We start from the raw sequence: 24,784 nt of genomic DNA on the forward strand, positions 1-24,784 counted from the left end.
ATCGGCGCGACCGGTCGGAGGAGGAGACATGGACGAGAACACGCCCGTCTTCGCGATCGCCGTCGCCGCCGAGCTGGCGGGGATGCACCCGCAGACGCTCCGGCAGTACGACCGGCTCGGGCTCGTGAGCCCGACCCGCACCGCGGGCAAGTCGCGCCGCTACTCGATGCGCGACGTGGTGCAGCTGCGCGAGGTCGCCCGGCTCTCCTCCGAGGGCGTCTCGCTCGAGGGCATCGCGCGCATCCTGCAGCTCGAGAACCAGGTGCAGTCGCTCTCGCAGCGGGTGCGCGAGCTGGAGTCGGCCCTCGCCGACGAGCTCCTGAACCGGCCGGGCCGCCGCGTGTTCGCCGCCGGACTCGAGGGGGACGTGGTCACTCTGCGCCACGGCACGCGCGCGCAGCGCCGGACCGAGCTGGTCGTCTGGCGCCCCGCGCCACGATCAGAGGCCGACGACGACGCCACGCCCTGAACGAGGGGTAGCCTGACCGGGCGCCGCCCCGTCATCGCGGCGCCCGTCCCTCCGCTCGGGGCGGAGAGCAGGAGGACCGCCGTGGACCACGACAGCAGTACCCCGCGCGACGAGCGCGACGCCCGCCGGGAGCAGGCCGCCCAGGAGCAGGCCCCCCAGGAGCAGGCGTCGGACGCCTCGCGACAGGAGCAGGCCCCGGACGCCACGCGCGCGTCCCGCAGGACGCCCGTCGTACCCGACAACGGGTTCTCCCGCGAGTCCTACGCGATCCACGCCGCCCGCAGCGACCTCCCCCTCTTCTCGGATGCGCTGAACGCCGGCCGCGACGACTCCGGCTGGCTGTCGTCGCTCTCGAGCACCCTCGCCGGACCCACCGGGCCGGTCGGCTCCCCGGACTCGGCCGCCGAGACGGCGCAGGCCGCGCTCGACCGCCGCACCCGCCGTCGGAGAGACGAGTCCGACTCCTGAGCCGCGGCTCCGGCTAGTCGCGCAGGCGCGTGGCGGCCATCCGAGCGTCGACCAGGCGGCCGCCGCTGAGGCGGGCGAGGATCACGGAGCCGAACGGCAGCGCGCGCACGAGGGGCAGACCCTCGACCCGCTCCTCGTCCGTGTAGCCGAGGAGGACGTACATCCCGACCACGGCGATCGCGGCGATCGTCGCGACCCGCGCCGGGATCTGGTCCATCGTGCCGCCTCCGCCGTCGATCGGCTCGGCGAGCGTGACGCACATGAGGAAGATCGACGCGTAGACCGCCAGGTGCACGTGGGAGCGGCTCCACGGGCGCGCGAGCGCGGCGATCGGCAGGATCCAGAGGGCGTACCAGGGGTGGATGGCGGTCGACGCCGTCACGAACGCGAGCAGCGCACCGGACAGGCGGGCGAGCGGATCGATGGAGCGCCGCGACAGCATGAGGCGCGCAGCGATCAGGCCGGCGAGCCCGAGCGCGAGGATCTTGACCACGGCGATCGCCGCGGCGGGGTCGTGACCGGTGAACTCGACGGCGCGGGAGACCGAGACCGTGACGAACGACATCGGCGCGTACCAGTGCAGGATCGAGCCGGGCACGACCATCGCCCCGACCCAGCCGACCCCGACGCCCGCGAGCAGCCCGACGGCGACCACGAGGCCGAGCGCTCCGGCGCCCGTCCAGAGCCAGCCGCGGGCGCGCTCGCGCCACGTCGCGTCGTGGCGCAGCCACAGCAGCGCGAGCACGGGGAGCGCGATCACGGCGATCGGCTTGATCGCGATCGCTCCGGCCATCAGCACGACGGCGGCGATGCGCCGGTCGGTCTGGGCGTAGTAGAGCGACGCGAGGATGAGCGCCAGCATCACGGAGTCGTTGTGGCCGGCGACGACGAAGAGCACGAGGGTCAGCGGGTTGGCGACGATCGTCCAGGCGGTGAGCGGGACCGAGAGGCCGCGCAGGCGCGCCAGGCGGAGCGCGTAGACGGCCATGACGGCCACGCCGGCGACCGACACGGCGCGGAGCATCGCGATCGAGAGCTCGGGTGCGCCGTAGCCCGCGAACTGCACCGCGGTGCGCTCGATCAGGAGGTAGAGGGGTCCGTAGGGCGTGGGCGTGTCGGCCCAGAGCGGGTCGACGCCGAGGTCGAACCAGCCGGGGAGCGTCGCGACGCCGTGGGTGTAGGGGTCGATGCCCTGGGTCATCAGGCGACCCTGCGCCACGTAGGAGAACATGTCGTGGCTGAACAGCGGCACCGTCACGAGGAGCGGAGCGGTCCAGGCGAGGGCCGCCACCACGATGGTGCGGACGGAGCCGGGGCCCGCCGCGAGCGCGACCGTGCGCAGGCGGAGCCACGCGATCAGCAGCAGCATCCCGCCGCCCACGACGAGGGCGCCGCTGGACTCGGTGAGCCAGCCCGTGGCGCGGATCGAGGCGACGAGAGGCCAGTCGCGGATGGGCGAGCCGGCGGGCAGGTAGCCCACGCCGAGCGAGCCGAGGAGGATCGCGATCGAGCCCAGCAGGCCCGTCGCCAGCGGTGCGGCCTCCATGAAGCGGAGCCGCGGTCGGCGCTGCCGTCCCGTTGCCCGGGCCGTGTCCGGCCGCTCGATCGTCCCCCGTGAAGCCATCGGAGCCACGCTAAAGGATGGGACTCCGAAGTGCATGGACGGCCGGTGAACGGTTGATCAGTCGGCGCTCAGGTTGTACAAGCACCCGCACGCGCACCGATCAGGGCAGGCGCGGCACCGGGGCCGGCTCCGCGAAGCGCAGCTGGTTGCCGAACGGATCGATCACGTCGAGCGCGAAGCCGAACGGCGTGCGGGTGATCCGCGGGTTGAGGTAGGGGTACGCCTTCGCGTCGAGCTCGGCGTGCAGCTCGCGGACTCCGCGGAGGGCGACGTGCACCGCGGCGCCGGGACTGCCGTCGCGGTGGTGCTCGCTGAGGTGCAGGCGGAGCCCCGAGCGCGACACCTGCAGGTAGAGGGGGGCGTCGAGCGCGGCGCGGTGCTCCCAGTCCACCTCGAAGCCGAGGTAGTCGACGTAGAACTCGCCCGCCTTGGCGACCGAGAAGATCCGCAGGATCGGCACGGCCGCCTCCAGCCGGACCGGCTCGAGCCGGTCCGGCTCCTCCGCGCTCGACCGGTCCCGTGCACGCCGTCTCGTCTCCACGCCACGAGGCTAGCCGCCCCGCGGTCGGCCCGGCGCCGGAGGGTCAGTCGACGAGATCGAGACCGCGCAGCAGCCGGAGGGTCTCGACCCCGGCGGGCGGGCAGCGGCCCGCATCGGAGCCGTCGACCCAGTGCAGCGAGTCGATCTCGCCGCTCGGGCGCGCCTCCCGGTCGAGCTCGGCGGCGAAGACGCTCATGTGGACCTCCCGCCCCTCCGGCTCGCCGTGCGCCTGGGTGCGGACGGTGAACAGGGGCTCGAGGCCGAGCGCGACGGCGCCGAGCTCCTCGCGGGCCTCGCGGGCCGCCGCCTCGATCCCGCTCTCGCCCTCGTCGACCTTGCCGCCGGGGAGGTAGAGGACGTCGCGGCCCCGCGCCGTGACCATCAGGACGCGCCGGTCGCGGAGGACGGCGACGGCGGACACGACGATCGGCGGGAGGGTGCTCATCCGCTCATCATGCCCGCCGCGGGCGGACCGTCGCGGCGCCCCCGCGGCTACCATGGGGGCACACCAGAAGGACGCGCGCAGCCGGCGCGCGCCGGGGCCCCGTGCGCCCGAACAGCTGAGGAGCAACCCGTGGCAGAACCCACCACCCTCGACAAAGTCATCACCCTCGCGCAGCACAGGGGATTCGTCTTCCCCTCGGGTGAGATCTACGGGGGCACCCGCTCCGCGTGGGACTACGGGCCGCTCGGCGTGGAGTTCAAGGAGAACATCAAGCGCCAGTGGTGGAAGACCTTCGTGCAGGGCCGGGGCGACGTCGTCGGCCTGGACTCCGCGGTCATCCTGCCCACGGCGATCTGGCACGCCTCGGGACACGTCGGCGTCTTCTCGGACCCGCTGACCGAGTCGCTGATCACCCACAAGCGCTACCGCGCCGACCACCTCTTCGAGAAGTACGAGGAGGTCAACGGCCACCCGCCCGTGAACGGCCTCGCCGACATCCCGGACCCGGAGCACCCCGACAAGGTCGGCCAGTGGACCGAGATCAAGCAGTTCTCGGGCCTGATGAAGACCTACCTCGGCGTCGTCGACGACGAGTCGGGTCTGCACTACCTGCGTCCCGAGACCGCCCAGGGCATCTTCACCAACTTCGCGAACGTGCTGCAGAGCGCCCGTCGCAAGCCGCCCTTCGGCATCGGCCAGATCGGCAAGGCGTTCCGCAACGAGATCACCCCCGGCAACTTCATCTTCCGCACCCGCGAGTTCGAGCAGATGGAGCTCGAGTTCTTCGTCGAGCCCGGCACGGACGAGGCGTGGCAGGAGACCTGGATGCAGCTCGCCTGGGACTGGTTCGTCGGGCTCGGGATGAACCCCGAGAACATCCGGCAGTACGAGCACCCGAAGGACAAGCTCTCCCACTACTCCAAGCGCACCGTCGACATCGAGTACCGCTTCAGCTTCGCCTCGGGCGAGTGGGGCGAGCTGATGGGAGTCGCGAACCGCACCGACTACGACCTCAAGACGCACATCGAGCACTCGGGCAAGGACCTCTCGTTCTTCGACCAGAACAAGAACGAGCGCTACGTGCCGTTCGTGATCGAGCCGTCGTTCGGCCTCACCCGCGCGCTCATGGCGTTCCTCGTCGACGCCTACGAGGAGCAGGAGCTGCCGCCGAACGCCAAGGGCAAGGTCGAGACGCGGACCGTGCTGCACCTCGACCCGCGCCTGGCGCCGGTGAAGGTGGCCGTGCTGCCGCTCTCGCGCAACGAGGCCCTCTCGCCGCTCGCGCGCCGCGTCGCCGACCAGCTGCGCCAGCTCTGGAACGTCGACTTCGACGACTCCGGAGCGATCGGCCGCCGCTACCGCCGCCAGGACGAGATCGGCACCCCGTACTGCGTGACCGTCGACTTCGACTCGCTCGAGGACGACGCCGTGACCGTCCGCGACCGCGACACGATGAAGCAGGAGCGCATCCCGCTCGAGCAGCTCGAGTCGTACCTCTTCACCGGGCTCCGCGGGGCCTGACGCTCCTCCCGGGACGCCGCCGACCGGACGGGCCGGCGGCGTCCCGGAGGGCGCGGACCAGCCGGCCCTGCGGTCAGCGCTCGCGGGCGAGCAGGGCGAAGACGAGGGTCGAGGTCCACTCGCCCTTGCAGAACTCGTCCTCCCGGTGGTGCGCCTCGAGGCGCATCCCGAGGCGCTCGCAGAGGCGGGCGGAGGCGGTGTTCCGAGCGTCGAGCTGCGCGATCACGCGGTGGGCGCCGAGGGTGTCGAACGCGAGGTCGAGCAGCGCCCGGGCGGCCTCGGTCGCGTAGCCGCGCCCCTGCGCCTCCGGGTGCAGAACCCAGCCGATCTCGACCGCCTCCTGCTCGACGGACGTCGCGATGAGCGTGAGGTCGCCGATCATCCGCCCGGCGAGGACGCCCTCCCGGGGGACGATCGCCAGCACGGCCACGTCGCCGTCAGCGGCGAGCCGTGTCGAGGGGAGGCGGCGCTGCAGGTGCGCCCGCGACTCCTCGGGGGTGCGCACCGGCCAGCGGAGGAACCGGACGGCGTCGGCGTCGCCCTGGTAGCGCGCGTGGTCCTCGGCGTCCTCCGGTCCGAGGGGACGCAGGAGCAGGCGCTCGGTGAGCAGCGGCGCGGAGCGCAGCGGCTCCGCGTCGAAGGGGAGCCGGAGGCTCACGCGGTGGCGGCGTCAGAGTCGGGGCGCGCGGCGGCGGGCTCGGCCGGGACCTCGATGCCGAAGAGCGCCTCGAGCCCGGTGAGGTACGCCTCCTGCGCTCCGGCGCGCGCGTAGTCGCGGGCGCGGACGCTCGGGGTGTGCAGCAGCACGCCGGCGAGGTGGCGGAGCGCCTGCTCGGTGCGGCCGTCCTCGTCGCCGCGCGAGCGGGCCCGCTCGATCTCGGCGTCGAGCGCGTCGAACACGTGGGCGCGCAGGGCGACGACGGCCGGAGTGAGGCTCTTCTCGTCGGCGACGTCCGAGAACTTCCGGGCCGCCTTGTCGACGAGCGCGCGCGCCTGCTGCGACGCGTCGAGCACATCGAGAGGCGCGTGCAGGCTGATCGTCTCGAGGTCGAGGAGCTCGACGCCGGCGACCGAGGTGACGTCGGAGGCGACGTTGCGCGGCAGGCCCAGGTCGATCACGAGCTGGCGCTCGCGGGAGAAGCCCTGGAGGCGCCCGGCGGCGAGCAGGGCGGCGTCGAGCACCGGCTCCTGGGTCGTGGTGCAGGTGATGACGATGTCGGCCGAGACCGCCTCGAGCGCGAGATCGGCGGCGGCGATGGGCCGGAGCGAGCGGCGGGCGGCGAAGCCCTCGGCGCGGCCGGAGGGGGAGTGCACGGCGATGTCCACCACTCCGCGGTCGCGCAGGGCCGCGACGGTCGCCCGCGCGTAGCTGCCGGTGCCGACGAGGAGGACGCGGGCGGCCCGCCAGTCGGTGACGCGGCTCGCGGCGAGGTCGAGCGCGAGGCGCACGATCGAGCGGCCGGCGCTGCCGAGGCCGGTGCGGTTCTTGATGCCGCGCGAGGTCTGCGAGGCGCGCTGGAACAGCCGCTCGAGCTCGGAGGAGGTGGTGCCGAGGCGGCGCGCCTCCTCGAGGGACCGTCGGACCTGGCCCGCGATCTCGCCCTCGCCGACCACGACGGACTCGAGCCCGCTGGAGACGGCGAAGAGGTGCTCGGCCACCCGGTCGCCCGAGACGACGTCGACGCTCCCGCGCAGCTCGTCCTGCTCGACGCCGGTCGCGGCGCTGACGGCGGCGGTGGCGGCCTCGACGGCGACGGCCTGCGCGGCGGTCAGCGGCTCCTCGATGTCGAGGTAGGCCTCGAAGCGGTTGCAGGTCGCGACGACGACGGCTCCGGAGACGAAGTCGATCCCCTCGGAGAGGGCCGCGGTCACGGCGGAGGAGTCGACGGAGAGCTTCTCGAGGAGATCGAAGCTGGCGTTCTTGTGCGACGCCGTCAGACACAGAAGCACCACGTCAGTCTACCCGCGCTCTGCGGGGCGGGGTCCCGGACTGGGGAGGAATGCACGGATGCGCCTGGAATAATGCCGCGGTGACCTCCCCCACCGACGGCCTGCTCGATCCGCTGCACCCCCTCTCCGCCGGCCGCACGGCCGACTCGCTGCTCCTGCGCGCCTACCGCTCCGAGCGGGGCGAGAGGACGCCCGTCTGGTTCATGCGCCAGGCCGGCCGCAGCCTCCCGGAGTACCGGGCCCTGCGCACCGACACGAAGATGCTCGACGCCTGCCTCGACCCGGCGCTGGCGAGCGAGATCACCCTGCAGCCGGTGCGGCGCCACGGAGTGGACGCGGCCATCTTCTTCAGCGACATCGTGATCCCGCTGCGGCTCGCGGGCGTCGGCGTCGACATCGTCCCCGGGCGCGGTCCGGTGCTCGAGAAGCCGGTGCGCACGGCCGCCGACGTCGCCGAGCTCGCCTCGATCGACCCGTCCGTCCTCGACGAGACGCTCGAGCCCATCCGCGAGGGCGTGCGCCGCACCGTCGCGGGCCTCGGCGACACCCCGCTCATCGGCTTCGCCGGCGCTCCCTTCACCCTGGCCGCCTACCTGGTGGAGGGCGGCCCGTCCAAGGACCACCTGCGCGCGCGGACGATGATGCACGCCGACCCCGCCGCCTGGGCCCAGCTGATGGAGTGGACCGCCGAGGTCACCGGCCGCTTCCTCCGCGCGCAGGTGCTCGCCGGGGCCAGCGCCGCGCAGCTCTTCGACTCCTGGGCCGGGGCGCTCTCGCTCTCGGACTACACGACCCACGTCGCTCCCGCCTCCGCGCGCGCCCTCGTCCACGTGCGCGACCTGGCGTTCGACCACGGGGAGACGCGCCGCAACGTCCCGATCGTGCACTTCGGCGTCGGCACCGGCGAGCTGCTCGGAGCGATGCACGGCATCGGCGCCGACGTGGTCGGCGTCGACTACCGGATCCCGCTCGACGAGGCCAACCACCGCCTCGGCGGCTTCGTGCCGGTGCAGGGCAACGTCGACCCGGCGCTGCTGACCGCGCCGTGGGAGGTCCTCGAGTCCCACGTCGACGACGTGCTCCGCCGGGGCCTGAGCGCCCCCGCGCACGTGCTCAACCTCGGCCACGGCGTGCCGCCCGAGACCGACCCCGACGTGCTCACGCGCCTCGTCGCGTTCGTGCACGCCTGGCGGCCGTGAGCGAGGAGCGCCCCCGCGACGCGGCGTCGTACGACGTCGCGGTCGTCGGCGGCGGAGTGGCGGGGCTCGCCGCCGCCGCGGAGTGCCTGCGCATCGGCCTGCGCGTCGTGGTGCTCGAGGCGGGGGAGCGGGTCGGCGGCTCCGTCTCTCCGCTCGCGCTGGCCGGAGCCGCGCTCGATGCGGGCGCCGAGAGCTTCGCCACCCGCGGCGGCCACGTCGAGCGGGCGCTCGCCGCGCTGACCCTCGACGGCGTCCCGCTCGCCGAGTCGATCGTCGAGCCGCGGACGCACGGCTCGTGGCTGCACCTCTCGAACGGCCGCTCCGTGCCGTCGCCCCGGGCCGGCATCCTCGGCATCCCCGGCACGCCGCTCGCCCCCGACGTCGTGCGGGCGATCGGCCGCCGCGGTGCCTGGCGCGCCTGGCTCGACACCCTGATGCCCGTGCTGCGCATCGGCCGCGCCCACTCCCTCGCCGAGCTGGTGCGCACCCGGATGGGCGAGCGCGTGCTCGAGGACCTGGTCGCGCCGGTCGTCTCGGGCGTGTACTCGAGCCGGCCGGACGACATCGACGTCGACCTGGCCGCACCCGGACTGAACGGCGCGCTCACCCGCGCGGGCTCCCTCGCCCGGGCAGTGGCCGCCCTCCGCGCGAACCTCCCGGCCGGAGTCGCGGTCCGCGGGATCGAGGGCGGGATGCACCGCCTGGTCGCCGCGCTGGTCCAGCGGATCGACTACCTCTCCGGCGAGATCCGCACCTGCACCTCCGTGCAGAGGCTCGAGGGCTCCGACGGGGACTTCGTCCTGACCCTCGCCGACGGCGCTCTGAGCGCCCGAGCGGTGATCGTCTCGACGCCGGAGCGCGACGCCCGGGCGCTGCTCGCCGGCCTCGCTCCCGCCGTCGCGGAGCGCGCCGACGAGGCGCCCCACGACTCCGTCGAGCTGGTGACCCTGGTCCTCGACGACGCCCGCCTGGACGCAGCCCCCCGCGGCTCCGGTGTGCTCGTGGCGCCCACCGCCACCGACGTCACGGCCAAGGCGATCACGCACGCGACCGCGAAGTGGGACTGGCTGGCCGCCTCCCTCCCTCCCGGCCGCCACGTGCTGCGCCTCTCCTACGGGCGCCCGGGCGAGCGCCCGCCGCTCGAGGGGCGCACCGATGCCGAGGCGGCCGCGATCGCCCTGCTCGACGCCTCGACGCTGCTCGGACTCGCCCTCGATCCGGCGTCGCTCGTCGACTCCGCCCGGGTGCGCTGGGCCAACGTCCGGCCCGCCGCGGCGCTGGGCCGCCGCGCGCACCTGGAGGCGTTCCGCGAGGCGCTCCTCCCGATCGAGGGAGTCGCCGTGACCGGCACCTGGATCGCGGGCACGGGCCTCGCCTCGGTGCTCCCGCACGCCGCCGAGACGGCCGCCCTTATCCGGCGCCGACTGGTGCGTCAAGGAGTCGGGCTGCCGAGCGACGCCCGCGACGCCGACGGCTACTCTTAGGCCCAGGCATCCGCGCGAGCGTGCGGCGTGCCCCGGCACGAGTGGTCACCGACCGCGTGGACGATCGCGAGAGCGACCCAGGACGAGGAGTAGGCGTGAAGGGCAAGATTCTTTTCGTGGCAGGAGCCGCAGCCGGGTACGTGCTGGGAGCACGTGCCGGCCGCAAGCGGTACGAGCAGATCGCCTCGGCGGCAGGCCGCTTCTGGCGGACCCAGCCGGTGCAGGACGTCGCGGGCGCCGTCGGCGGTGCCGCGAAGACCCAGCTGAGCAGCGTCTCGGAGAAGGCGTACGAGGTCGTGCGCTCGGTGGTCGTCAAGGCCGTGTCCGGCGGCAGGAAGGCCCAGGGAGCGAGCGACGCGGAGGCGTCGGCCGCCGCCCGCAAGGCGGCCTCGAAGGTCGACGAGGCCGCGGCGTCGGCCGGCTCCGGCGGGTCGACGACGTCCACCTCCACCAGCAGGGCCTAGTGCTCATCCCTCCGGCCGTGCCAGGCGCGCGCCGGCCGGCACGTCCCACCCTCGAGGAGCTCCCGTGGTGAACGAACGCAATCCCAAGAACGCCCGATCACTGGGAGAGCTGGTCAGCGACCTGCCCGGCCTCGTGATCGAGCTCGTCAAGGCCGAGGTCGCCTCGCTGAAGAACGAGCTGGCGGGCAAGGCGAAGAGCGCGGGTCTGGCCGTCGGCCTGTTCGCGGTCGCGGCCTTCCTCCTCCTGACCGCGTGGGCGACGCTGGTCGCCTTCGCGATCATCGGCATCGCCTCCTGGCTTCCGGCCTGGCTGTCGGCGCTGATCGTGACGGTCTTCTTCCTCCTGGTGGCCGTGATCCTCGCCCTCGTCGGCGTGCGCACCATCAAGAAGGCCGTGCCGCCGGTGCCGCAGGACTCGATCGACAGCATCAAGAAGGACGTCCAGGCGTTCAAGGGAGTGGGCAGCTATGACAACTGAGCGATCCGTCAGCAGCACCACGCCCCGCTTCGTCGACCCGGCGGAGCTGAAGCCCGGCCAGCTGAAGGCCGACATCGAGCGCGCTCGCTCCGAGCTCGCCGCGACCCTCGACGCGATCGAATACAAGGTCAACGTGCCGCGCAAGGTGCGTACCGCCCAGCGGACGATCGAGCGCAAGCTCCAGGTGGTGCGCCGCCAGAACCCCTCCGCGCTGATCGCCGGAGCGGTCGGCGCCGCCGCCGCCGTGGGCCTCGTCGTCTGGGGCGTCGCGAAGCAGATCATCGAGGACTGAGTGCCGGCGGGCCCGGGGCGCTAGCGTCCCGGGCCCTCCGGCGCCAGAGCCCCCGCCGCTTTTGTGCATCGGCACGAGCGGAGGGATGATGGATCAATGACCGATCAGACCGCCGGCACGGCGGGTCCCGTTCAGTCCGCCCCCGACACGAGCGCCGCCGCTCCGGCGCCGCAGCCCCCCGCCGATCAGGATCACTCCGATCAGGCCCTGGGATACACGCTCTGGGCGGTTCTCCGCAGGGATCCCGCACGTCCGTTCACCCTCTCCAGCGACGCCGTGGATCCCGCGGTGAAGCAGTACGAGCACCTCGTCGCCCAGCTCGAGAGCGAGGGCGTGACCGTCCGCGGCACCTACGACGTCTCGGCCCTGCGCGCGGACGCCGACATCATGCTGTGGCTCACGGGCCCGGCGCCCGAGGAGCTGCAGCGGGCCTACCGCGAGCTGCGGCGCACGGAGCTGCTGGTCGGCCTCCTGCCGACGTGGAACGCGATGGGCGTGCACCGCGACGCCGAGTTCAGCTCGAACCACCTCCCCGCCTACATGCGCGGGAAGGCGCCGGCCCGCTGGCTCACGGTCTACCCCTTCGTCCGCTCCTACGAGTGGTACATCCTCCCCGAGGAGGAGCGCCGGGCGATGCTCGCCCAGCACGGGCGCCAGGGCTCGCGGTTCCGCTCCGTCCTGACCAACACGGTCGCCTCGTTCTCGCTCGGCGACTACGAGTGGATCCTCGCGCTCGAGGACGAGGAGCTCGTCAACCTCGTCGACCTCATGCGCGACCTGCGCGCCACCGAGGCCCGCCGCCACGTGCGCGAGGAAGTCCCCTTCTACACAGGACGGCGCATCGACGCCGACCAGATCGCCGAGGTGCTCCGATGAGCGACACGACCAGCGAGCCGATCCTCGTCCGCGGGGCCACCCCTGCGGCGGCGTCCGGCCCCGAGCACGTCGAGGTCCCCGTGGCCTACGACGCGATCCTCCTCGCCGGCTTCGGCGGGCCCGAGGGTCAGGACGACGTCATCCCGTTCCTCCGCAACGTCACCCGCGGCCGCGGCATCCCGGAGGAGCGCCTCGAGGAGGTCGCCCACCACTACCGCCACTTCGGCGGCGTCAGCCCGATCAACGCGCAGAACCGTGCGCTGAAGAAGGCGCTCGAGGCCGAGCTCGCGAACCGCGGCATCGACCTCCCCGTGCTCTGGGGCAACCGCAACTGGGCGCCCTACATGAGCGAGGCCGTCGCCGAGGCGAAGGAGCGCGGGTTCACCAACCTGCTCGCCATCGCCACCAGCGCGTACTCCTCCTTCTCGTCCTGCAGGCAGTACCGCGAGGACTACGCGGCGGCGCTCGACGCGACCGGCCTCGAGGGCGAGCTGCGGATCGACAAGGTGCGCCAGTTCTTCGACCACCCCGGCTTCGTGATGCCGTTCATCAAGGCCGTCCACAACGGGCTCGACGAGCTGCGCGAGCGGATGCCCGACCTCGATGTCACGTCCGAGGTGGAGGTGCTGTTCTCGACGCACTCGATCCCCATGGCCGACGCCGAGCGCAGCGGACCCCACGAGCGCCACGACGACGGCACCGTCGTCGACGTGCACGAGTTCGGACCGGGCGGCGCCTACGAGGCGCAGCACCTCGCCGTCGCCGAGGTCGTCATGGCCGCCGCCACGGACGAGGACGTGCCCTGGCAGCTGGTCTACCAGTCGCGCTCCGGCCCGCCCACCCAGCCCTGGCTCGAGCCGGACATCAACGACGCCATCGCGGAGCTGCCGGCCCGCGGCCGCCGCGCGCTGCTGATCGTCCCGCTCGGCTTCGTGTCCGACCACATGGAGGTCATGTGGGACCTCGACAACGAGGCCCTCGAGACCTCGGAGGAGCACGGACTCGTCGCGCTCCGCGTCGCGACCCCCGGCACGGACCCGGTCTACGTCTCCGGCCTGATCGACCTGGTCCTCGAGCGCGTCAACGGCGTGCCGACCGAGGACCGGCCCTCGATGACGGCGCTCGGCCCCTGGTACGACGTCTGCCGCCCCGGCTGCTGCGAGAACGTGCGAGCGGGGTTCAAGCCCGCCCTGGCGGGAGTCGCACCGTGATGAGGAGTCGTCTGTCGTGAGCATCAGAGTCGGCACCCGCGCGAGCGCGCTCGCGGTGGCGCAGTCCCGGATGACGGCCGATCTGATGTCGGCCGCCGCGGGGGTCCCCGTGGAGCTGGTGCGCATCGAGTCGGACGGCGACCGCATGCGCGGCTCGCTCGCCTCCCTCGGCGGCACCGGCGTGTTCGTCAGCGCCCTGCGCGACGCGCTGCTCGCCGGGCGCTGCGATGCGATCGTGCACTCGCTGAAGGACCTGCCCACCGCTGCGGTGGAGGGCCTGCTGCTCGGAGCGGTCCCCGAGCGGGAGGACCCGCGCGACGCGCTCTGCGCCCGCGACGGGCTCACCCTGGCGACCCTGCCGGTCGGAGCCCGCGTGGGCACGGGCTCGCCCCGCCGGCGCGCGGCGCTGCTGGCCGCCCGTCCGGACCTCGAGATCGTGGACATCCGCGGCAACATCGACACCCGGCTCCGGAGGGTGCTGCCCGGCAGCGACTCGCCGCTGGACGCGATCGTGCTCGCCCTGTCCGGCCTGCGCCGCCTCGGCCGGGTCGACGCGATCACCGAGGTGCTCGGCTTCGACGTCTCCCCGCACGCCCCCGGTCAGGGAGCGCTGGCCATCGAGGTGCGCGACGAGGAGCCGTCGGAGGAGCTGCGTGCCGCTCTCGCGGCGGTCGAGCACGTGCCGACCCGCGCGTCGATCACGGCCGAGCGGTCGCTCCTCGCCTCCCTCGAGGCCGGGTGCGCCGCTCCGATCGGAGCCTCCGCGGTCGTCGAGGAGGACCGCGTGGTCCTGCACGGCGTGGTCTTCGCCGTCGACGGCACGGCGTCCCTCGCACGGGAGGTCGCGGAGCCGGTCGATAACGGTTCGGTCGGCGGTGGTCGACACCGGGCGGATCCGCAGTATGGTGGTCGCGAACTGCCCGTCGTCGAAGCCGCGTTCCGTTGCGGCTCTCTGCTCGCTGACGCGCTTCTCGGTGCGGGTGCCGCCGAACTCGCACCCCTGGGAGCCCCTTCGTGATCGTCCCCGCCGCCTACTCCCAGTGGGAGAAGCCGTTGCAGGGGTGGCGCATCCTCGTCCCCCGCGGAGGCCCGTGGGGGGACGGTGTCGCAGCCGCTCTCCGAGCCAAGGGAGCCTCGCCCGTCGTCGCTCCGATGATCAACTTCGCGCCGACCGACGACTTCCCCGCGCTCGAGCAGGCCCTCGCCGACCTCGAGGCCGGCGCCTTCGACTGGATGACCGTCACGAGCGCCACCACGGTCGATGTCCTCTCCCTCCTGCGCACCACCGTGCCCGCGAGCACCAAGGTGGCGGCGGTCGGCGAGACCACGGCGGCCGCGCTCGTCGCCGCCGGGTACTCCGTCGACCTCGTCCCCTCCGAGGACAACTCCGCCCGCGGCCTCCTGGCCGAGTGGGAGGAGGCCACCGGCGGCCGACACCCCCTGCGCGTGCTGACGCTGCGGTCCGAGATCGCCAAGCCGCTGCTCACCGAGGGCCTCACCCGCATCGGGCACGACGTGCGCTCCGTGGTCGCCTACCGCACGGTCGGCGTCCCGGTGGAGGAGCGCGTCGTGGCGGATGTCGCCGGCGGAGCCGTGCACGCGATCCTCGTCACCTCGGGCAGCGTGGCGGAGCAGGTCCAGAAGCAGCTCGGCCCGGTGCCCGAGTCGATCCTCGTCGCCGCGATCGGGCCGCAGACCGCGAAGGACGCCCGCGCCTTCGGCCTGCGCGTCGACGTCGTCGCCGACGAGCGCTCGGCCTCCTCCCTCATCGACGCGGTCGCCGCCGTCGCCACGGAGCGCGCTCCCCGCTGAGCCGCCTCCCCGGCGCGACGTCGGCCGGGAGGGGCGGGCCTCGCCCCGCAGGCCAGGGACCCGCCTCTCGGCTGACGTCGTGCGTCCGGAGCACCTCCACGGGGTGAGGCGTCCGCGCTCCCGGGAGGTGCTCGGCGGGGCGGGATTACGCTGGAGGACATGACTGCCATCCGCCCGCGCCGCCTCCGCACGACCCCCGCACTCCGCCGTCTCGTCCAGGAGACGCGCATCCACCCGGCGCAGCTGATCCTGCCCCTCTTCGTGGCCGAGGGGATCACCGAGGCCCGGCCGATCGGGTCGATGCCGGGGGTGATGCACCACTCGCTGGACAGCGTCCGCGGAGCGGTGACGGAGGCGGCCGAGGCGGGGATCGGCGGTGTGATGCTGTTCGGCGTGCCGACCACGCGCGACGCGGTCGGCTCCGGTGCGACCGACCCCGACGGCGTGCTCAACGCCGGGACGCGGGTCGTCGTGGAGGAGGTCGGCGACGCGCTGGTCGTGCAGACCGACCTGTGCCTGGACGAGTTCACCGACCACGGCCACTGCGGTGTCCTCGACGACCGCGGGCGCGTCGACAACGACGCCACGCTCCTCCGCTACGAGGAGATGGCGCTCGCCCAGGCCGAGGCCGGCTCCCACCTGCTCGGGCTCTCGGGGATGATGGACGGCCAGGTCGGAGCGATCCGCGCCGCTCTCGACGGCGCCGGGCACCTGGACACCGCGATCCTCGCGTACTCGGCGAAGTACGCCTCCAGCTTCTACGGTCCGTTCCGCGAGGCCGTGCAGTCCACGCTCGAGGGCGATCGCCGCACCTACCAGCAGGACCCGGCGAACCGCCGCGAGGGCCTGCGCGAGGCGACCCTCGACCTCGCCGAGGGCGCCGACGTGGTGATGGTGAAGCCGGCCATGAGCTACCTCGACGTGCTCTCGGACGTCGCCTCCGTCTCGGACGTGCCGGTCTGGGCGTACCAGGTGTCGGGGGAGTACGCGATGATCGAGGCCGCCGCCGCGAACGGCTGGATCTCGCGCGAGCCGGCGATCCTGGAGTCGGTCACGGGGATCCTCCGCGCGGGGGCCGACGCGGTTCTCACGTACTGGGCCGTCGAGATCGCCCGCGACCTGCTGAAGTAGCCGCTCCTCCTCCTGGGAGCGAGCCTCGGCGTCTCGTCCGAAAGCGCTCCTCCGGCGCGAGGGCGCCGGGCGGCGCGCGTACCCTGGAGGGGTGACCACCTCGGCGAACGACACCCTGTACGAGCGTGCCCGGCACGCGATCCCCGGAGGCGTCAACTCGCCCGTCAGAGCGTTCCGCTCGGTCGGCGGGACCCCGCGCTTCATGGTCTCGGCCGCCGGCCCGTACATCACGGACGCGGACGGGCGCGAGTACGTCGACCTCGTCTGCTCCTGGGGCCCTGCCGTCCTCGGGCACGCGCACCCCGAGGTCGTCGCAGCCGTGCAGGAGGCGGCCGCCCGCGGTCTCTCGTTCGGTGCGTCCACTCCCGCCGAGACGGATCTCGCCGAGCTGGTCGAGGCGCGGATCACGGCCGGGGGAGTCTCGCCGATCGAGAAGCTCCGCCTGGTCTCCACCGGCACCGAGGCGACGATGACGGCGATCCGCCTCGCCCGCGGCGTCACCGGCCGCGACCTGCTGATCAAGTTCTCCGGCCACTACCACGGCCACTCCGACGGGCTGCTCGCCGATGCCGGCTCCGGTCTCGCGACCCTCTCGCTGCCCGCCTCCGCCGGCGTCACGGCCGCGACCGCGGCCCAGACGATCGTGCTGCCGTACAACGACCTCGAGGCGGTGCGCGCGGTCCTGGCCGAGCGTGGCGCCGACATCGCGGCGGTCATCACCGAGGCCGCGGCCGCCAACATGGGCGTGGTCGCTCCGGACCCGGGCTTCAACGCGGCCCTCGCCGACCTCGTGCACGCGAACGGATCGCTGCTGATCATGGACGAGGTGCTGACCGGCTTCCGGGTGAGCGCCGGCGGCTGGTGGGGGCTCGAGAACCGCGGCGCCGAGGCTCCGTACCGGGCCGACCTCTACACCTTCGGCAAGGTCATCGGCGGAGGGATGCCGGTCGCGGCTCTCGGCGGCCGTGCGGACGTCATGGACCACCTGGCACCGCTCGGGCCGGTGTACCAGGCGGGCACCCTCTCCGGGAACCCGGTCGCGGTGGCCGCGGGCATCCGGACGCTGCAGCTGGCCGACGACGCGGTCTACGCCTCGCTGGACGCCACGGCGCTGACGCTCCAGCGCGAGGTGTCGGCGGCGCTGACGGCCGAGGGCGTCGCGCACACGGTGCAGACGGCCGGGAGCCTCTTCAGCTTCATGTTCACGGACCTGGGCCGGCCGGTGCGCGACTACGCCGAGGTCCAGGCGCAGGAGTCGTTCCGCTACCCGGCGTTCTTCCACGCGATGCTCGATGCGGGCGTCTCGCTGCCGCCGTCGGTGTACGAGGCCTGGTTCGTCTCGGCCGCGCACGACGACGCGGCGATCGGGCGCATCGTGGACGCGCTGCCGGCGGCGGCGAAGGCCGCGGCGGCCGCTCGGGCGTAGGCTCCCGGGCCGCCCGCGGATCAGGCGGGGGGCCCGCCGCGCCGGAGCTCCGGGCGGCGTACGTCCCGCGCGCCCGGCCGCCGGCGTGCGGCGACCGGACAGGGGCCCTCAGCCCCGGCGCGAGACCGACTTCGGCAGCACGAACACCAGCGCGAAGGCGGCGACCGCCATCAGGGTGCTGAGGAGCATCGCGGGAGCCGCGGCGTCGAGGAAGCCCGAGGCGACCGTGTCCGGACCCGTGATGACGAGGCTCCCGAACAGCACGCTGCCGATGACCGCGATGCCCACGGCCGAGCCGATGCGCTGGATCGCCGAGATCACGCCGCTCGCCGCGCCCGCGTCCTGCGGGTCGACGGTCGAGACGATGAACTGCACGTTCGGGGCGATGAAGAAGCCGTTGCCGAGGCCCGCGATCAGCAGCGGCGGCAGGAGCTGCCAGTTGCTGATCGAGTCCGGGGTCGCGGTCAGCAGCACCAGCCAGACCCAGCCGAGCCCGATGGCGAGGAGCCCGCTGCCCATCACCAGGACGTTGCGCCCCAGGCGCGCGGTCATCCGGTTGCTCTGCGAGGAGCTGATGATGCTGCCGATCGCGAAGGGGATCGACACCAGTCCCGACTCGAGCGCGGTGTGGCCGAGGCCCGACTGCCAGAGCAGCGAGATGGTGAAGAAGATGCTCGTGAAGGCCGCGAAGTAGACCAGCGCGAGGATCACGCCTCCGGTGAAGGCCGGGTGGCGGAACAGCGACGGCGGCACCAGGGGAGCGCGGCCGCGGCGGACGTGGAGGACCTCCCAGGCGCCGAACGCGGCGAGGAGCAGGACTCCGCCGGCGATCGAGAGGAAGGTCCACAGCGGCCAGCCCTCGTCCTCGCCCTGGATGAGCGGGACGAGCAGGGCGACCAGGCCGCCGGAGACGAGCACGAGGCCGAGCCAGTCGACGCCTCCGCTCGGGGCGCGGTCGCCGGCCTCGAGGTCGCGACGGGCGGGGAGGAGGACCGCAGCGGCGATCAGGGTCGCGACGCCGATGGGCAGGTTCACCCAGAAGACCAGGCGCCAGCCGTTCTCGTCGCCGAAGGCCTGGATGATCAGGCCGCCGATGATCGGGCCGAGCGCCGACGAGACGCCGAGGACCGCGCCCATCACCGCGAAGGCCTTGCCGCGCGAGGGACCGCGGAAGAGGAGCTGGATGTAGGCGTTGACCGCCGGGACGAAGACGCCGCCCGCCAGGCCCTGCACGATGCGGGCGACGACGAGCTGGGTGTCGTCCGCGGCCAGTCCGCACGCGAAGCTGGCGACGGTGAAGAGGGCGATGCCGCTGACGAAGACCCACTTGTGCCCGAAGCGGTCGCCGAGGCGGCCGGCGGGGATCAGGGCGAGGCCGAACGCGAGGGCGTAGCCGGAGATGATCCAGGAGAGCGTCGACTCGGAGGCGTCGAGCGTGGTGCGGATGGTGGGCAGCGCCACGTTCACGATGGTCGTGTCGAGCAGGGCGATGAACATGCCCGCGAGCAGGACGATCAGCGAGCGCCAGGCGCGCTTGTCGGGGGCGGGAGGGGCGCCGGTCGATCGGGCGGTCGACGTCTCGGTCATCGCAGGAGTGCCTTTCGAGCAGGGGGGGAGGGGGTGGTCCGTCAGACCTGTTCGAGGGACGCGACCGGATGTGAATGCTCGCAGGAGAAACCGGGTTTCCGCACGCCGGGATCTGTGGGGGCCTTCAGGCGGAGGGCGCGCCGCAGGCTCGCCTCGCGGGGCGTCAGCGGATGCGCGACTCCGCCAGACGGGCGCAGTCGATGCAGAGCTCGGCCGTGGGCCGGGCGGCGAGGCGGGCGGCCCCGATCGGGCGGCCGCACGAGGCGCAGTCCCCGTAGCCGCCGGTGCCGAGGCGGGCGCGAGCGGCGTCGAGCTCGCGCGCCGTGCGGGCGAGAGCGTCGCGGACTCCGGCCATCCGCGACCACTCGGCCGAGAGCGGCGTGCCCTCCGGGTCGTGCTCGTCATCGGCGGTGCCGTCGGCACGGTCGCGCAGGAGCTCGGCCAGCGAGGCCTCGAGCCGGGCCGCCTCGTCGCGCGTCTCGGCCTGCCGCTCGGCCAGCAGCGCGTCGAGGAGGCGCGCCTCGTCCGGATCCATCGGCATCCGACCATGCTGCCACCCACGCGGGCGGCGGGGCATCGTTGTGCGATCCGGCGCTGACCCGGCGGCGGGCGGCGGGGCAGACTAGAGGCATGCCCGTCGTGACCGTGCTCCCCGACCGCCTCGAACTCCGCCTCACCGCGGCCGAGCGACTGCTCGCGTTCCACCGCAGCGACGTCGTCGTCGACCGGTCGAGCATCCGCTCGGCGACGGTCACCGAGGACCCCTGGATCTGGGTCCGGGGCATCCGCGCGCCGGGCACCGCGGTGCCGCTCACGCTCGCGGCCGGCACGTGGAAGTTCCACGGCGGCAAGGACTTCCTGCTGATCAAGCGCACCGCCTCGGCCGTCGTGATCGACCTGGTCGACGAGGACTACTCCCGCCTGATCGTGAGCACCAAGCACGCTCCCGAGCTGATCGCGGCCCTCCAGCTGGGGACGACGACCGCGGCGATCCCCGTGATCGAGACCGACGACCTCGTGATCGTCCCCGAGGTCGCCGAGCAGGCGGAGCGGGCCCAGGCGGCCGCCGCGGAGAAGCGCGCGAAGAAGAAGGCGAAGGCGGCGGAGGCCGCGGCCGTGGCCGCGGAGGCGGCGGGTCCGGCGACGGTGGTCGAGGGCCGGGAGGCTGCGAGCGGCGGGAGCGCGGCGGCAGCGGCGACCGCGGCTCCGGAGGCGGACGGCGCCGCGGAGGACGTCGCGGCTCCGACGGAGTCAGCAGCGGGGGCCGCTCCGAAGAGCCCGAAGGCCACTCCGAAGGCCGCTCCGAAGACGAGTGCTCGGACCGCCGCGAGCACGCCGGCCGGGTCCGGGGGATCCGCGCCCGTGTACGTCATCGGCTCCGAGCCGATCGGGTCCGCAGCCCCGGTGAAGCCCGCGGAGCCGAAGCCCGCCGAGCCGAAGCCCGCGGAGCCGAAGCCCGCCGAGCCGAAGTCCGCGGGATCGAAGCCCGCCGAGCCGAAGTCCGCGGGATCGAAGCCCGCCGAGCCGAAGCCCGCCGGATCCGAGTCCGCCGAGCCCGCCCCCGCGAAGCCGGGGCCGGCCGCGAAGCCCGCGCCGAAGCCCCGCACGCCGGCGAAACCCCGCGCCGCGCGCCCCGACTCCTCCGTCGGTCACGCGTCGGCCGAGCCGAGCGGCGCCACCGAGGCCGCGGAGTAGCGCACCGCCGCACGAGCAGCAGCCCCGCAGCGCCGGCCGAGGCGCCCACTCCTCCACGCTCGAGGCGGGCGGACGCCCTCCGCCGACGCCGTGCCCTCAGGCGCGGACGTCCACCAGCGTCCGACCGTGCGAGCGGCCGGCGAGCACGTCCTCGGCCGCGTCGACCGCCCCGCCGAGCGGCACCGTCGTCGTCAGCTCGTCGAGCAGCTCCAGGTCGAGGTCGTGGGCGAGGCGGCGCCAGGCCTCCTCGCGGAGCTTGCGCGGCGCCTCCACCGAGTTGATGCCGGCCAGCGTCACTCCGCGCAGGATGAACGGCATCACGCTCACCGGCAGGTCCGGGCCCTGCGCGAGACCGCACGCCGCCACGGTGCCGCCCCACCGCGTCTGCGCGAGGGCGTTCGCGAGCGTGTGCGAGCCGGCGGAGTCCACCGCTCCCGCCCAGCGCTCGGACTGCAGCGGCTTCCCGCCCTCCTGCAGCTCGGCGCGGTCGATGACGTCGGAGGCGCCCAAGCGCTGGAGCAGAGCGCCGTGCTCGCCGAGCCGGCCGGTCGAGGCGACGACCTCGTGGCCGAGGCGCGCCAGGAGCGCGACGGCGAGCGACCCCACGCCTCCCGAGGCCCCCGTCACCAGGACGGGACCGCTGCCCGGTCGCACGCCGTGCCGCTCGAGCGCCAGCACGGCCAGCATCGCCGTGAAGCCCGCGGTGCCGATCGCTCCGGCCCGTGCCGCCGAGATGGCGCCGGGCAGCCGGAGCAGCGACGCGGAGTCGACACGCGCCCGCTCGGCGAGCCCGCCGTCGTGGCGCTCGCCGAGGCCGGCGCCGTTGAGCACCACCCGGTCGCCGGAGTCGAAGCGCTCGCCCGCCTCGCCGTCCGCGTACTCCACGGTGCCGACCAGGTCGATGCCGGCGACGAGCGGGGTGCGGCGCACGATGCCGGGCCGCCCCGCCAGCGCGAGGGCGTCCTTGTAGTTGACGCTCGAGTACTCGACGGCGATCGACACGTCGCCGTGCGAGCGGTCGGGGTCGTCGCGCTCGAGGAGGCGGGCTCGGTTGGGGGTCTCGGTGTCGGAGTCGGAGTGCCGCTCGACGACGATGGCTCGGTACATGGGCCCACGCTACGCCCGCGGGCCCGCGGCCGGGCGGTCAGTTCAGGGGCCGGGTGCCCTCGGGGAGCGATCCGCCGGAGTAGAGGGCGGCGGCCGCGTCCTGGAGCGCCGTCAGGGCGACGCGCTGCGTCCACGGACCGTAGGAGACGCGGGCCAGCCCGAGCTCCTCGAAGCGGGCGGGCGACTGCGATCCGGGGACGCCGATGACGCTGACGCGCTGCCGCCCGAGGGCGGCGACGAGGGACTCCAGCTCGGCGTCCTGGAGCAGCCCGGGGACGAAGAAGCAGGTGGCGCCGGCGTCGAGGTAGGCGCGGCCGCGCTCGATCGCGTCGGCCAGGACCTCGCCGCGGTCGCGGTCGCCGGCGCGGAGGAGCACGTCCGTGCGGGCATTGAGAGCGAAGGGCACCGCCTCCTCCTCGGCCGCGGCGACGGCCTTCTCGACCGCCCGCAGCGCCTCCGGGAGCGGCTTCGCCTGGTCCTCCAGGTTCGCGCCCACGACGCCGATCCCGATCGCGCGGCGGACCGTCTCGCCCGTGTCGCCGTAGCCCGCCTCGAGGTCGGCCGAGACCGGGACCTCGACGGCGGCGACGATGCGCTCGATCATGCCGAGGTGCAGCTCCAGCGGGATCCGCTCGCCGTCCTCGTAGCCGAACGCCGCCGCGATGGAGTGGCTGGCGGTCGCGAGCGCCCGGGTCTCCGGGAGCGCGGCGACCGTGGTCGCGCTGATCACGTCCCAGACGTTCACCACCTGCAGCAGCTCGGGGGCGGTGTGGAGGTCGACGAGGGTGCGCCCGCGCGCTTCGATGCTCATGGCACGAGCGTAGGGCCCGCGTGCGCGGCGCAGGCCGCCGCATCGCAGTCCGCGCACACGACGAGCTGGGCGCGGCAGGAGAGGTCGGTGCAGTTGCGCATCCGGCTGGTCGGCGCGGCGCACGAGGTGCAGCGGCCCAGCACCTCGGCGTCGGGGGAGAAGGAGACGGAGCCGCGGCCGTCGAAGACGTACAGGGCCCCCTTCCACAGCCCGCGGTCGCGCCGCGCCTCGGCGTAGCGGACGACGCCGCCGTCGAGCTGGTACACCTCGCCGAAGCCGCGCGCCGTCATCAGGCTCGACAGCACCTCGCAGCGGATGCCGCCGGTGCAGTACGTGACGACGGGCCGGCCCTTGAGGTGGTCGTAGACGCCGGCGTCGAGCTGCTCGACGAACTCGCGGGTGCTGGAGACCCCCGGCACGATCGCCCCCTCGAACCGGCCGATCTCGGCTTCGAAGGCGTTGCGGCCGTCGAAGAGCACCACGTCGTCGCGCTCGGCGACCAGGGCGTCCAGCTGGTCCGGGTCGAGCCGCGGCGCCGTCCCGACGACCCCGTCGGCGTCGACCCGCAGCTCGTCGGGCGCGCCGAACGAGACGATCTCGTCGCGCACCTTCACCGAGAGACCGGGGAAGTCGAGGCTGCGGCCGTCGTCGTCGAGGCCGGAGCCGTCGCTCCACTTCACCTCGAGTCCGTGGAAGGCCGAGTGCTCACGGGTGCGGCGGACGTAGCGCTTCAGGGCGTCCATCCCGCCGCCCAGCGTGCCGTTCACCCCGTGCTCCGAGATCAGCAGGCGCCCGCGCAGGCCCAGCGACTCGCACAGCTCGCGCTGCCACAGCCGCACGGACTCGGGGTCGGCCAGCGGCACGAAGCGGTAGAACAGCAGGATCTTCGGCAGCACCGGCACATCCTACGAGGACGTCCGGACCGGGGCGCGGCGTGTGGCAGCATCGTCGGGTGCCCGACGCCTCCGCCCCCGTGCCGCACTCCCGCCTCGAGGACGTCTTCGGTCTCGTCACCGGTGCGTTCGTCGTGTCGCTCGGCCTCTACCTGCTGCGCGCGAGCCAGGCGGTCACGGGCGGCACCGCGGGTCTCGCACTGCTGCTGGGGTACCCGCTCGACATCCCGTTCGGCGTGATCCTCGTCACGGTCAACGTGCCGTTCCTCGCCCTCTCGCTGTGGAAGAAGGGCTGGCGCTTCACGCTGCGGACCATGTTCTCGATCGTGCTGGTCTCGGTCCTGGCGGGCCTGCACCCGCTGGCGTTCGGCGAGCTGCGGATCGAGCCCGTCTACGGCGTCCTCACGGGCGACGTGCTCGCGGGGATCGGCCTCCTGATCCTCTTCCGGCACGGGTCGAGCCTGGGCGGATTCAGCATCGTCGCCCTGATCGCGCAGGAGCGGCTCGGCTGGCGGGCGGGCTACGTGATGATGGCGCTCGACGCGTGCGTGGTCGCGGCCGCGCTGCTGGTGGTGCCTCCGCTGAACGTGCTGATCTCGGCGGCGGGAGTGGTGGTGCTCAACCTGGTCCTGGCGTTCAACCACCGGCCCGGGCGCTATCTCGGGTCCTGACCCCCTCCGCAAGCCCTTCGGCGCGCACCGCCGGGTTCCTAGGCTGAGGGCGCGGGCCCCCGCCCGCCCTTCCCGAACGGAGAAACCGGATGTCCGACTGGACCTACGACCCCTACGCCCGCCTCGGCGAGGTGCCGACCTTCGCGCTCGAGAGCGACGACATCGCCGACGGTGCGCCCCTGTCCGCCCGCCACTACGGCGAGGGCTCCGGCGGGGAGGACGTCTCGCCGCACCTGCGCTGGTCGGGAGCCCCCGCCGAGACGAAGAGCTTCGCCGTGACGGTGTTCGACCCCGACGCGCCCACCGGCTCCGGCTTCTGGCACTGGGCCGTCTACAACCTCCCGGCCGACACCACGGAGCTCCCCACGGGAGCCGGAGCCGCCGGCTTCGAGCTGCTCCCGGCGGGCGCGCAGACGCTGCCCAACGAGATGCGGCTGCGCCAGTTCGTCGGAGCGGCGCCGCCGGACCGCGAGCACCGCTACTTCTTCGTGGTGCACGCCCTCGACGTCGAGTCGCTCGACCTCGATCCGGAGTCGACGCCGGCGATCCTCGGCTTCAACGCGCACTTCCACACCCTCGCGCGGGCGCAGATCGTCGCCACGGCGACGCCGGACGGCGCGAAGGGCTGA

At 73.8% G+C, this 24,784-nt stretch carries 27 protein-coding genes; 17 read left to right on the top strand and 10 right to left on the bottom strand.

Features of this window, described 5'->3' with window-relative positions:
* Nucleotides 1–28 precede the first annotated feature (28 nt).
* Both C5C29_RS09725 and C5C29_RS09730 read left to right on the top strand, forming a co-directional pair.
* Nucleotides 29–469: a heat shock protein transcriptional repressor HspR gene (locus C5C29_RS09725; protein ID WP_104222887.1), complete on the top strand. Its 441-nt coding sequence runs from the start codon at nt 29–31 to the stop codon at nt 467–469.
* Nucleotides 470–550: 81 nt separating this feature from the next.
* The gene (locus C5C29_RS09730) at nt 551–937 is read left to right on the top strand and encodes a hypothetical protein (protein WP_104222886.1); all 387 of its coding nucleotides are present in this window, start codon (nt 551–553) and stop codon (nt 935–937) included.
* A gap of 13 nt (nt 938–950) precedes the next feature.
* Here C5C29_RS09730 and mptB read toward each other — a convergent pair whose 3' ends face one another.
* The 3 genes from mptB to C5C29_RS09745 form a co-directional block, all read right to left on the bottom strand.
* Entirely contained in the window at nt 951–2,561 is a 1,611-nt protein-coding gene (mptB, locus tag C5C29_RS09735) for a polyprenol phosphomannose-dependent alpha 1,6 mannosyltransferase MptB (RefSeq protein WP_146082225.1), read from the bottom strand.
* 100 nt (nt 2,562–2,661) lie between these two features.
* Complete coding sequence (locus C5C29_RS09740) at nt 2,662–3,102, bottom strand: glyoxalase superfamily protein (RefSeq protein ID WP_208543318.1); 441 nt, start codon at nt 3,100–3,102, stop codon at nt 2,662–2,664.
* A 43-nt stretch (nt 3,103–3,145) separates the two neighbouring features.
* On the bottom strand, nt 3,146–3,547 hold the full coding sequence (locus C5C29_RS09745; protein ID WP_104222884.1) for an NUDIX domain-containing protein: 402 nt from the start codon (nt 3,545–3,547) through the stop codon (nt 3,146–3,148).
* A gap of 129 nt (nt 3,548–3,676) precedes the next feature.
* Between C5C29_RS09745 and C5C29_RS09750 the strand changes: the two genes are divergently transcribed.
* The gene (locus C5C29_RS09750) at nt 3,677–5,068 is read left to right on the top strand and encodes a glycine--tRNA ligase (protein WP_104222883.1); all 1,392 of its coding nucleotides are present in this window, start codon (nt 3,677–3,679) and stop codon (nt 5,066–5,068) included.
* A gap of 73 nt (nt 5,069–5,141) precedes the next feature.
* On the opposite strand, the gene C5C29_RS09755 is transcribed toward C5C29_RS09750, so the two are convergent.
* Nucleotides 5,142–5,726 carry a GNAT family N-acetyltransferase gene (locus C5C29_RS09755; RefSeq protein ID WP_258059379.1) on the bottom strand — a complete coding sequence of 195 codons (585 nt, stop codon included), beginning with the start codon at nt 5,724–5,726 and terminating at the stop codon, nt 5,142–5,144.
* On the bottom strand, nt 5,723–7,018 hold the full coding sequence (locus C5C29_RS09760) for a glutamyl-tRNA reductase (protein WP_104222952.1): 1,296 nt from the start codon (nt 7,016–7,018) through the stop codon (nt 5,723–5,725). The genes C5C29_RS09755 and C5C29_RS09760 overlap by 4 nt, the downstream gene beginning before the upstream one ends.
* 50 nt (nt 7,019–7,068) lie before the next feature.
* On the opposite strand from C5C29_RS09760, the gene hemE reads away from it, so the two are divergent.
* The 11 genes from hemE to hemL all read left to right on the top strand — a co-directional run bounded on the left by hemE (nt 7,069) and on the right by hemL (nt 17,391).
* Nucleotides 7,069–8,217 (top strand): uroporphyrinogen decarboxylase, encoded by a 1,149-nt coding sequence (hemE, locus tag C5C29_RS09765; RefSeq protein WP_104222882.1) that lies wholly within the window; start codon nt 7,069–7,071, stop codon nt 8,215–8,217.
* Nucleotides 8,214–9,701 carry an NAD(P)/FAD-dependent oxidoreductase gene (locus tag C5C29_RS09770; RefSeq protein WP_258062205.1) on the top strand — a complete coding sequence of 496 codons (1,488 nt, stop codon included), beginning with the start codon at nt 8,214–8,216 and terminating at the stop codon, nt 9,699–9,701. Before hemE ends, C5C29_RS09770 begins: the two co-directional genes overlap by 4 nt.
* Nucleotides 9,702–9,796: 95 nt before the next feature.
* The gene (locus tag C5C29_RS17485; RefSeq protein ID WP_181136553.1) at nt 9,797–10,165 is read left to right on the top strand and encodes a hypothetical protein; all 369 of its coding nucleotides are present in this window, start codon (nt 9,797–9,799) and stop codon (nt 10,163–10,165) included.
* A gap of 67 nt (nt 10,166–10,232) precedes the next feature.
* Nucleotides 10,233–10,643, top strand: coding sequence for a phage holin family protein (locus C5C29_RS09780; protein ID WP_244229489.1), 411 nt, complete (start codon nt 10,233–10,235; stop codon nt 10,641–10,643).
* Entirely contained in the window at nt 10,633–10,935 is a 303-nt protein-coding gene (locus C5C29_RS09785) for a DUF3618 domain-containing protein (RefSeq protein WP_104222879.1), read from the top strand. Before C5C29_RS09780 ends, C5C29_RS09785 begins: the two co-directional genes overlap by 11 nt.
* Nucleotides 10,936–11,031: 96 nt before the next feature.
* The gene (gene hemQ, locus C5C29_RS09790; RefSeq protein ID WP_104222878.1) at nt 11,032–11,811 is read left to right on the top strand and encodes a hydrogen peroxide-dependent heme synthase; all 780 of its coding nucleotides are present in this window, start codon (nt 11,032–11,034) and stop codon (nt 11,809–11,811) included.
* Nucleotides 11,808–13,022, top strand: coding sequence for a ferrochelatase (locus tag C5C29_RS09795; protein ID WP_104222877.1), 1,215 nt, complete (start codon nt 11,808–11,810; stop codon nt 13,020–13,022). Before hemQ ends, C5C29_RS09795 begins: the two co-directional genes overlap by 4 nt.
* A 16-nt stretch (nt 13,023–13,038) precedes the next feature.
* Nucleotides 13,039–14,040, top strand: coding sequence for a hydroxymethylbilane synthase (hemC, locus tag C5C29_RS09800; protein WP_104222876.1), 1,002 nt, complete (start codon nt 13,039–13,041; stop codon nt 14,038–14,040).
* Nucleotides 14,040–14,834, top strand: a complete 795-nt coding sequence (locus C5C29_RS09805) for a uroporphyrinogen-III synthase (RefSeq protein WP_104222950.1) — start codon at nt 14,040–14,042, stop codon at nt 14,832–14,834. Before hemC ends, C5C29_RS09805 begins: the two co-directional genes overlap by 1 nt.
* 159 nt (nt 14,835–14,993) lie before the next feature.
* Nucleotides 14,994–15,965, top strand: coding sequence for a porphobilinogen synthase (gene hemB / locus C5C29_RS09810; protein ID WP_104222875.1), 972 nt, complete (start codon nt 14,994–14,996; stop codon nt 15,963–15,965).
* A 91-nt stretch (nt 15,966–16,056) separates the two neighbouring features.
* Nucleotides 16,057–17,391 carry a glutamate-1-semialdehyde 2,1-aminomutase gene (gene hemL, locus C5C29_RS09815; protein ID WP_104222874.1) on the top strand — a complete coding sequence of 445 codons (1,335 nt, stop codon included), beginning with the start codon at nt 16,057–16,059 and terminating at the stop codon, nt 17,389–17,391.
* A gap of 108 nt (nt 17,392–17,499) precedes the next feature.
* Here the strand turns inward: hemL and C5C29_RS09820 are convergent, their stop codons facing one another.
* The gene (locus C5C29_RS09820) at nt 17,500–18,978 is read right to left on the bottom strand and encodes an MFS transporter (protein ID WP_104222873.1); all 1,479 of its coding nucleotides are present in this window, start codon (nt 18,976–18,978) and stop codon (nt 17,500–17,502) included.
* 163 nt (nt 18,979–19,141) lie between these two features.
* Nucleotides 19,142–19,519, bottom strand: coding sequence for a TraR/DksA family transcriptional regulator (locus C5C29_RS09825; RefSeq protein ID WP_258060010.1), 378 nt, complete (start codon nt 19,517–19,519; stop codon nt 19,142–19,144).
* Nucleotides 19,520–19,608: 89 nt separating this feature from the next.
* Here C5C29_RS09825 and C5C29_RS17490 point away from each other — a divergent pair, with 89 nt between their 5' ends.
* Nucleotides 19,609–20,673 (top strand): hypothetical protein, encoded by a 1,065-nt coding sequence (locus C5C29_RS17490; RefSeq protein WP_258062204.1) that lies wholly within the window; start codon nt 19,609–19,611, stop codon nt 20,671–20,673.
* Between the two features lie 96 nt (nt 20,674–20,769).
* Here the strand turns inward: C5C29_RS17490 and C5C29_RS09835 are convergent, their stop codons facing one another.
* From C5C29_RS09835 to C5C29_RS09845, 3 genes are read right to left on the bottom strand one after another with little or no spacing between them, the layout of a single operon-like run.
* Nucleotides 20,770–21,780 (bottom strand): MDR family oxidoreductase, encoded by a 1,011-nt coding sequence (locus tag C5C29_RS09835; protein ID WP_104222871.1) that lies wholly within the window; start codon nt 21,778–21,780, stop codon nt 20,770–20,772.
* Nucleotides 21,781–21,817: 37 nt separating this feature from the next.
* Nucleotides 21,818–22,591, bottom strand: coding sequence for an isocitrate lyase/phosphoenolpyruvate mutase family protein (locus C5C29_RS09840; protein WP_104222870.1), 774 nt, complete (start codon nt 22,589–22,591; stop codon nt 21,818–21,820).
* Nucleotides 22,588–23,487 (bottom strand): rhodanese-related sulfurtransferase, encoded by a 900-nt coding sequence (locus tag C5C29_RS09845; RefSeq protein ID WP_104222869.1) that lies wholly within the window; start codon nt 23,485–23,487, stop codon nt 22,588–22,590. Before C5C29_RS09845 ends, C5C29_RS09840 begins: the two co-directional genes overlap by 4 nt.
* 56 nt (nt 23,488–23,543) lie before the next feature.
* Between C5C29_RS09845 and C5C29_RS09850 the strand changes: the two genes are divergently transcribed.
* Together C5C29_RS09850 and C5C29_RS09855 are read left to right on the top strand one after the other, a co-directional pair.
* Complete coding sequence (locus C5C29_RS09850) at nt 23,544–24,155, top strand: YitT family protein (protein ID WP_244230588.1); 612 nt, start codon at nt 23,544–23,546, stop codon at nt 24,153–24,155.
* Between the two features lie 89 nt (nt 24,156–24,244).
* Nucleotides 24,245–24,784, top strand: a complete 540-nt coding sequence (locus C5C29_RS09855; protein WP_104222867.1) for a YbhB/YbcL family Raf kinase inhibitor-like protein — start codon at nt 24,245–24,247, stop codon at nt 24,782–24,784.

It is taken from the genome of Rathayibacter sp. AY1H2 (assembly GCF_002931985.1).
Taxonomy (GTDB): domain Bacteria; phylum Actinomycetota; class Actinomycetes; order Actinomycetales; family Microbacteriaceae; genus Rathayibacter.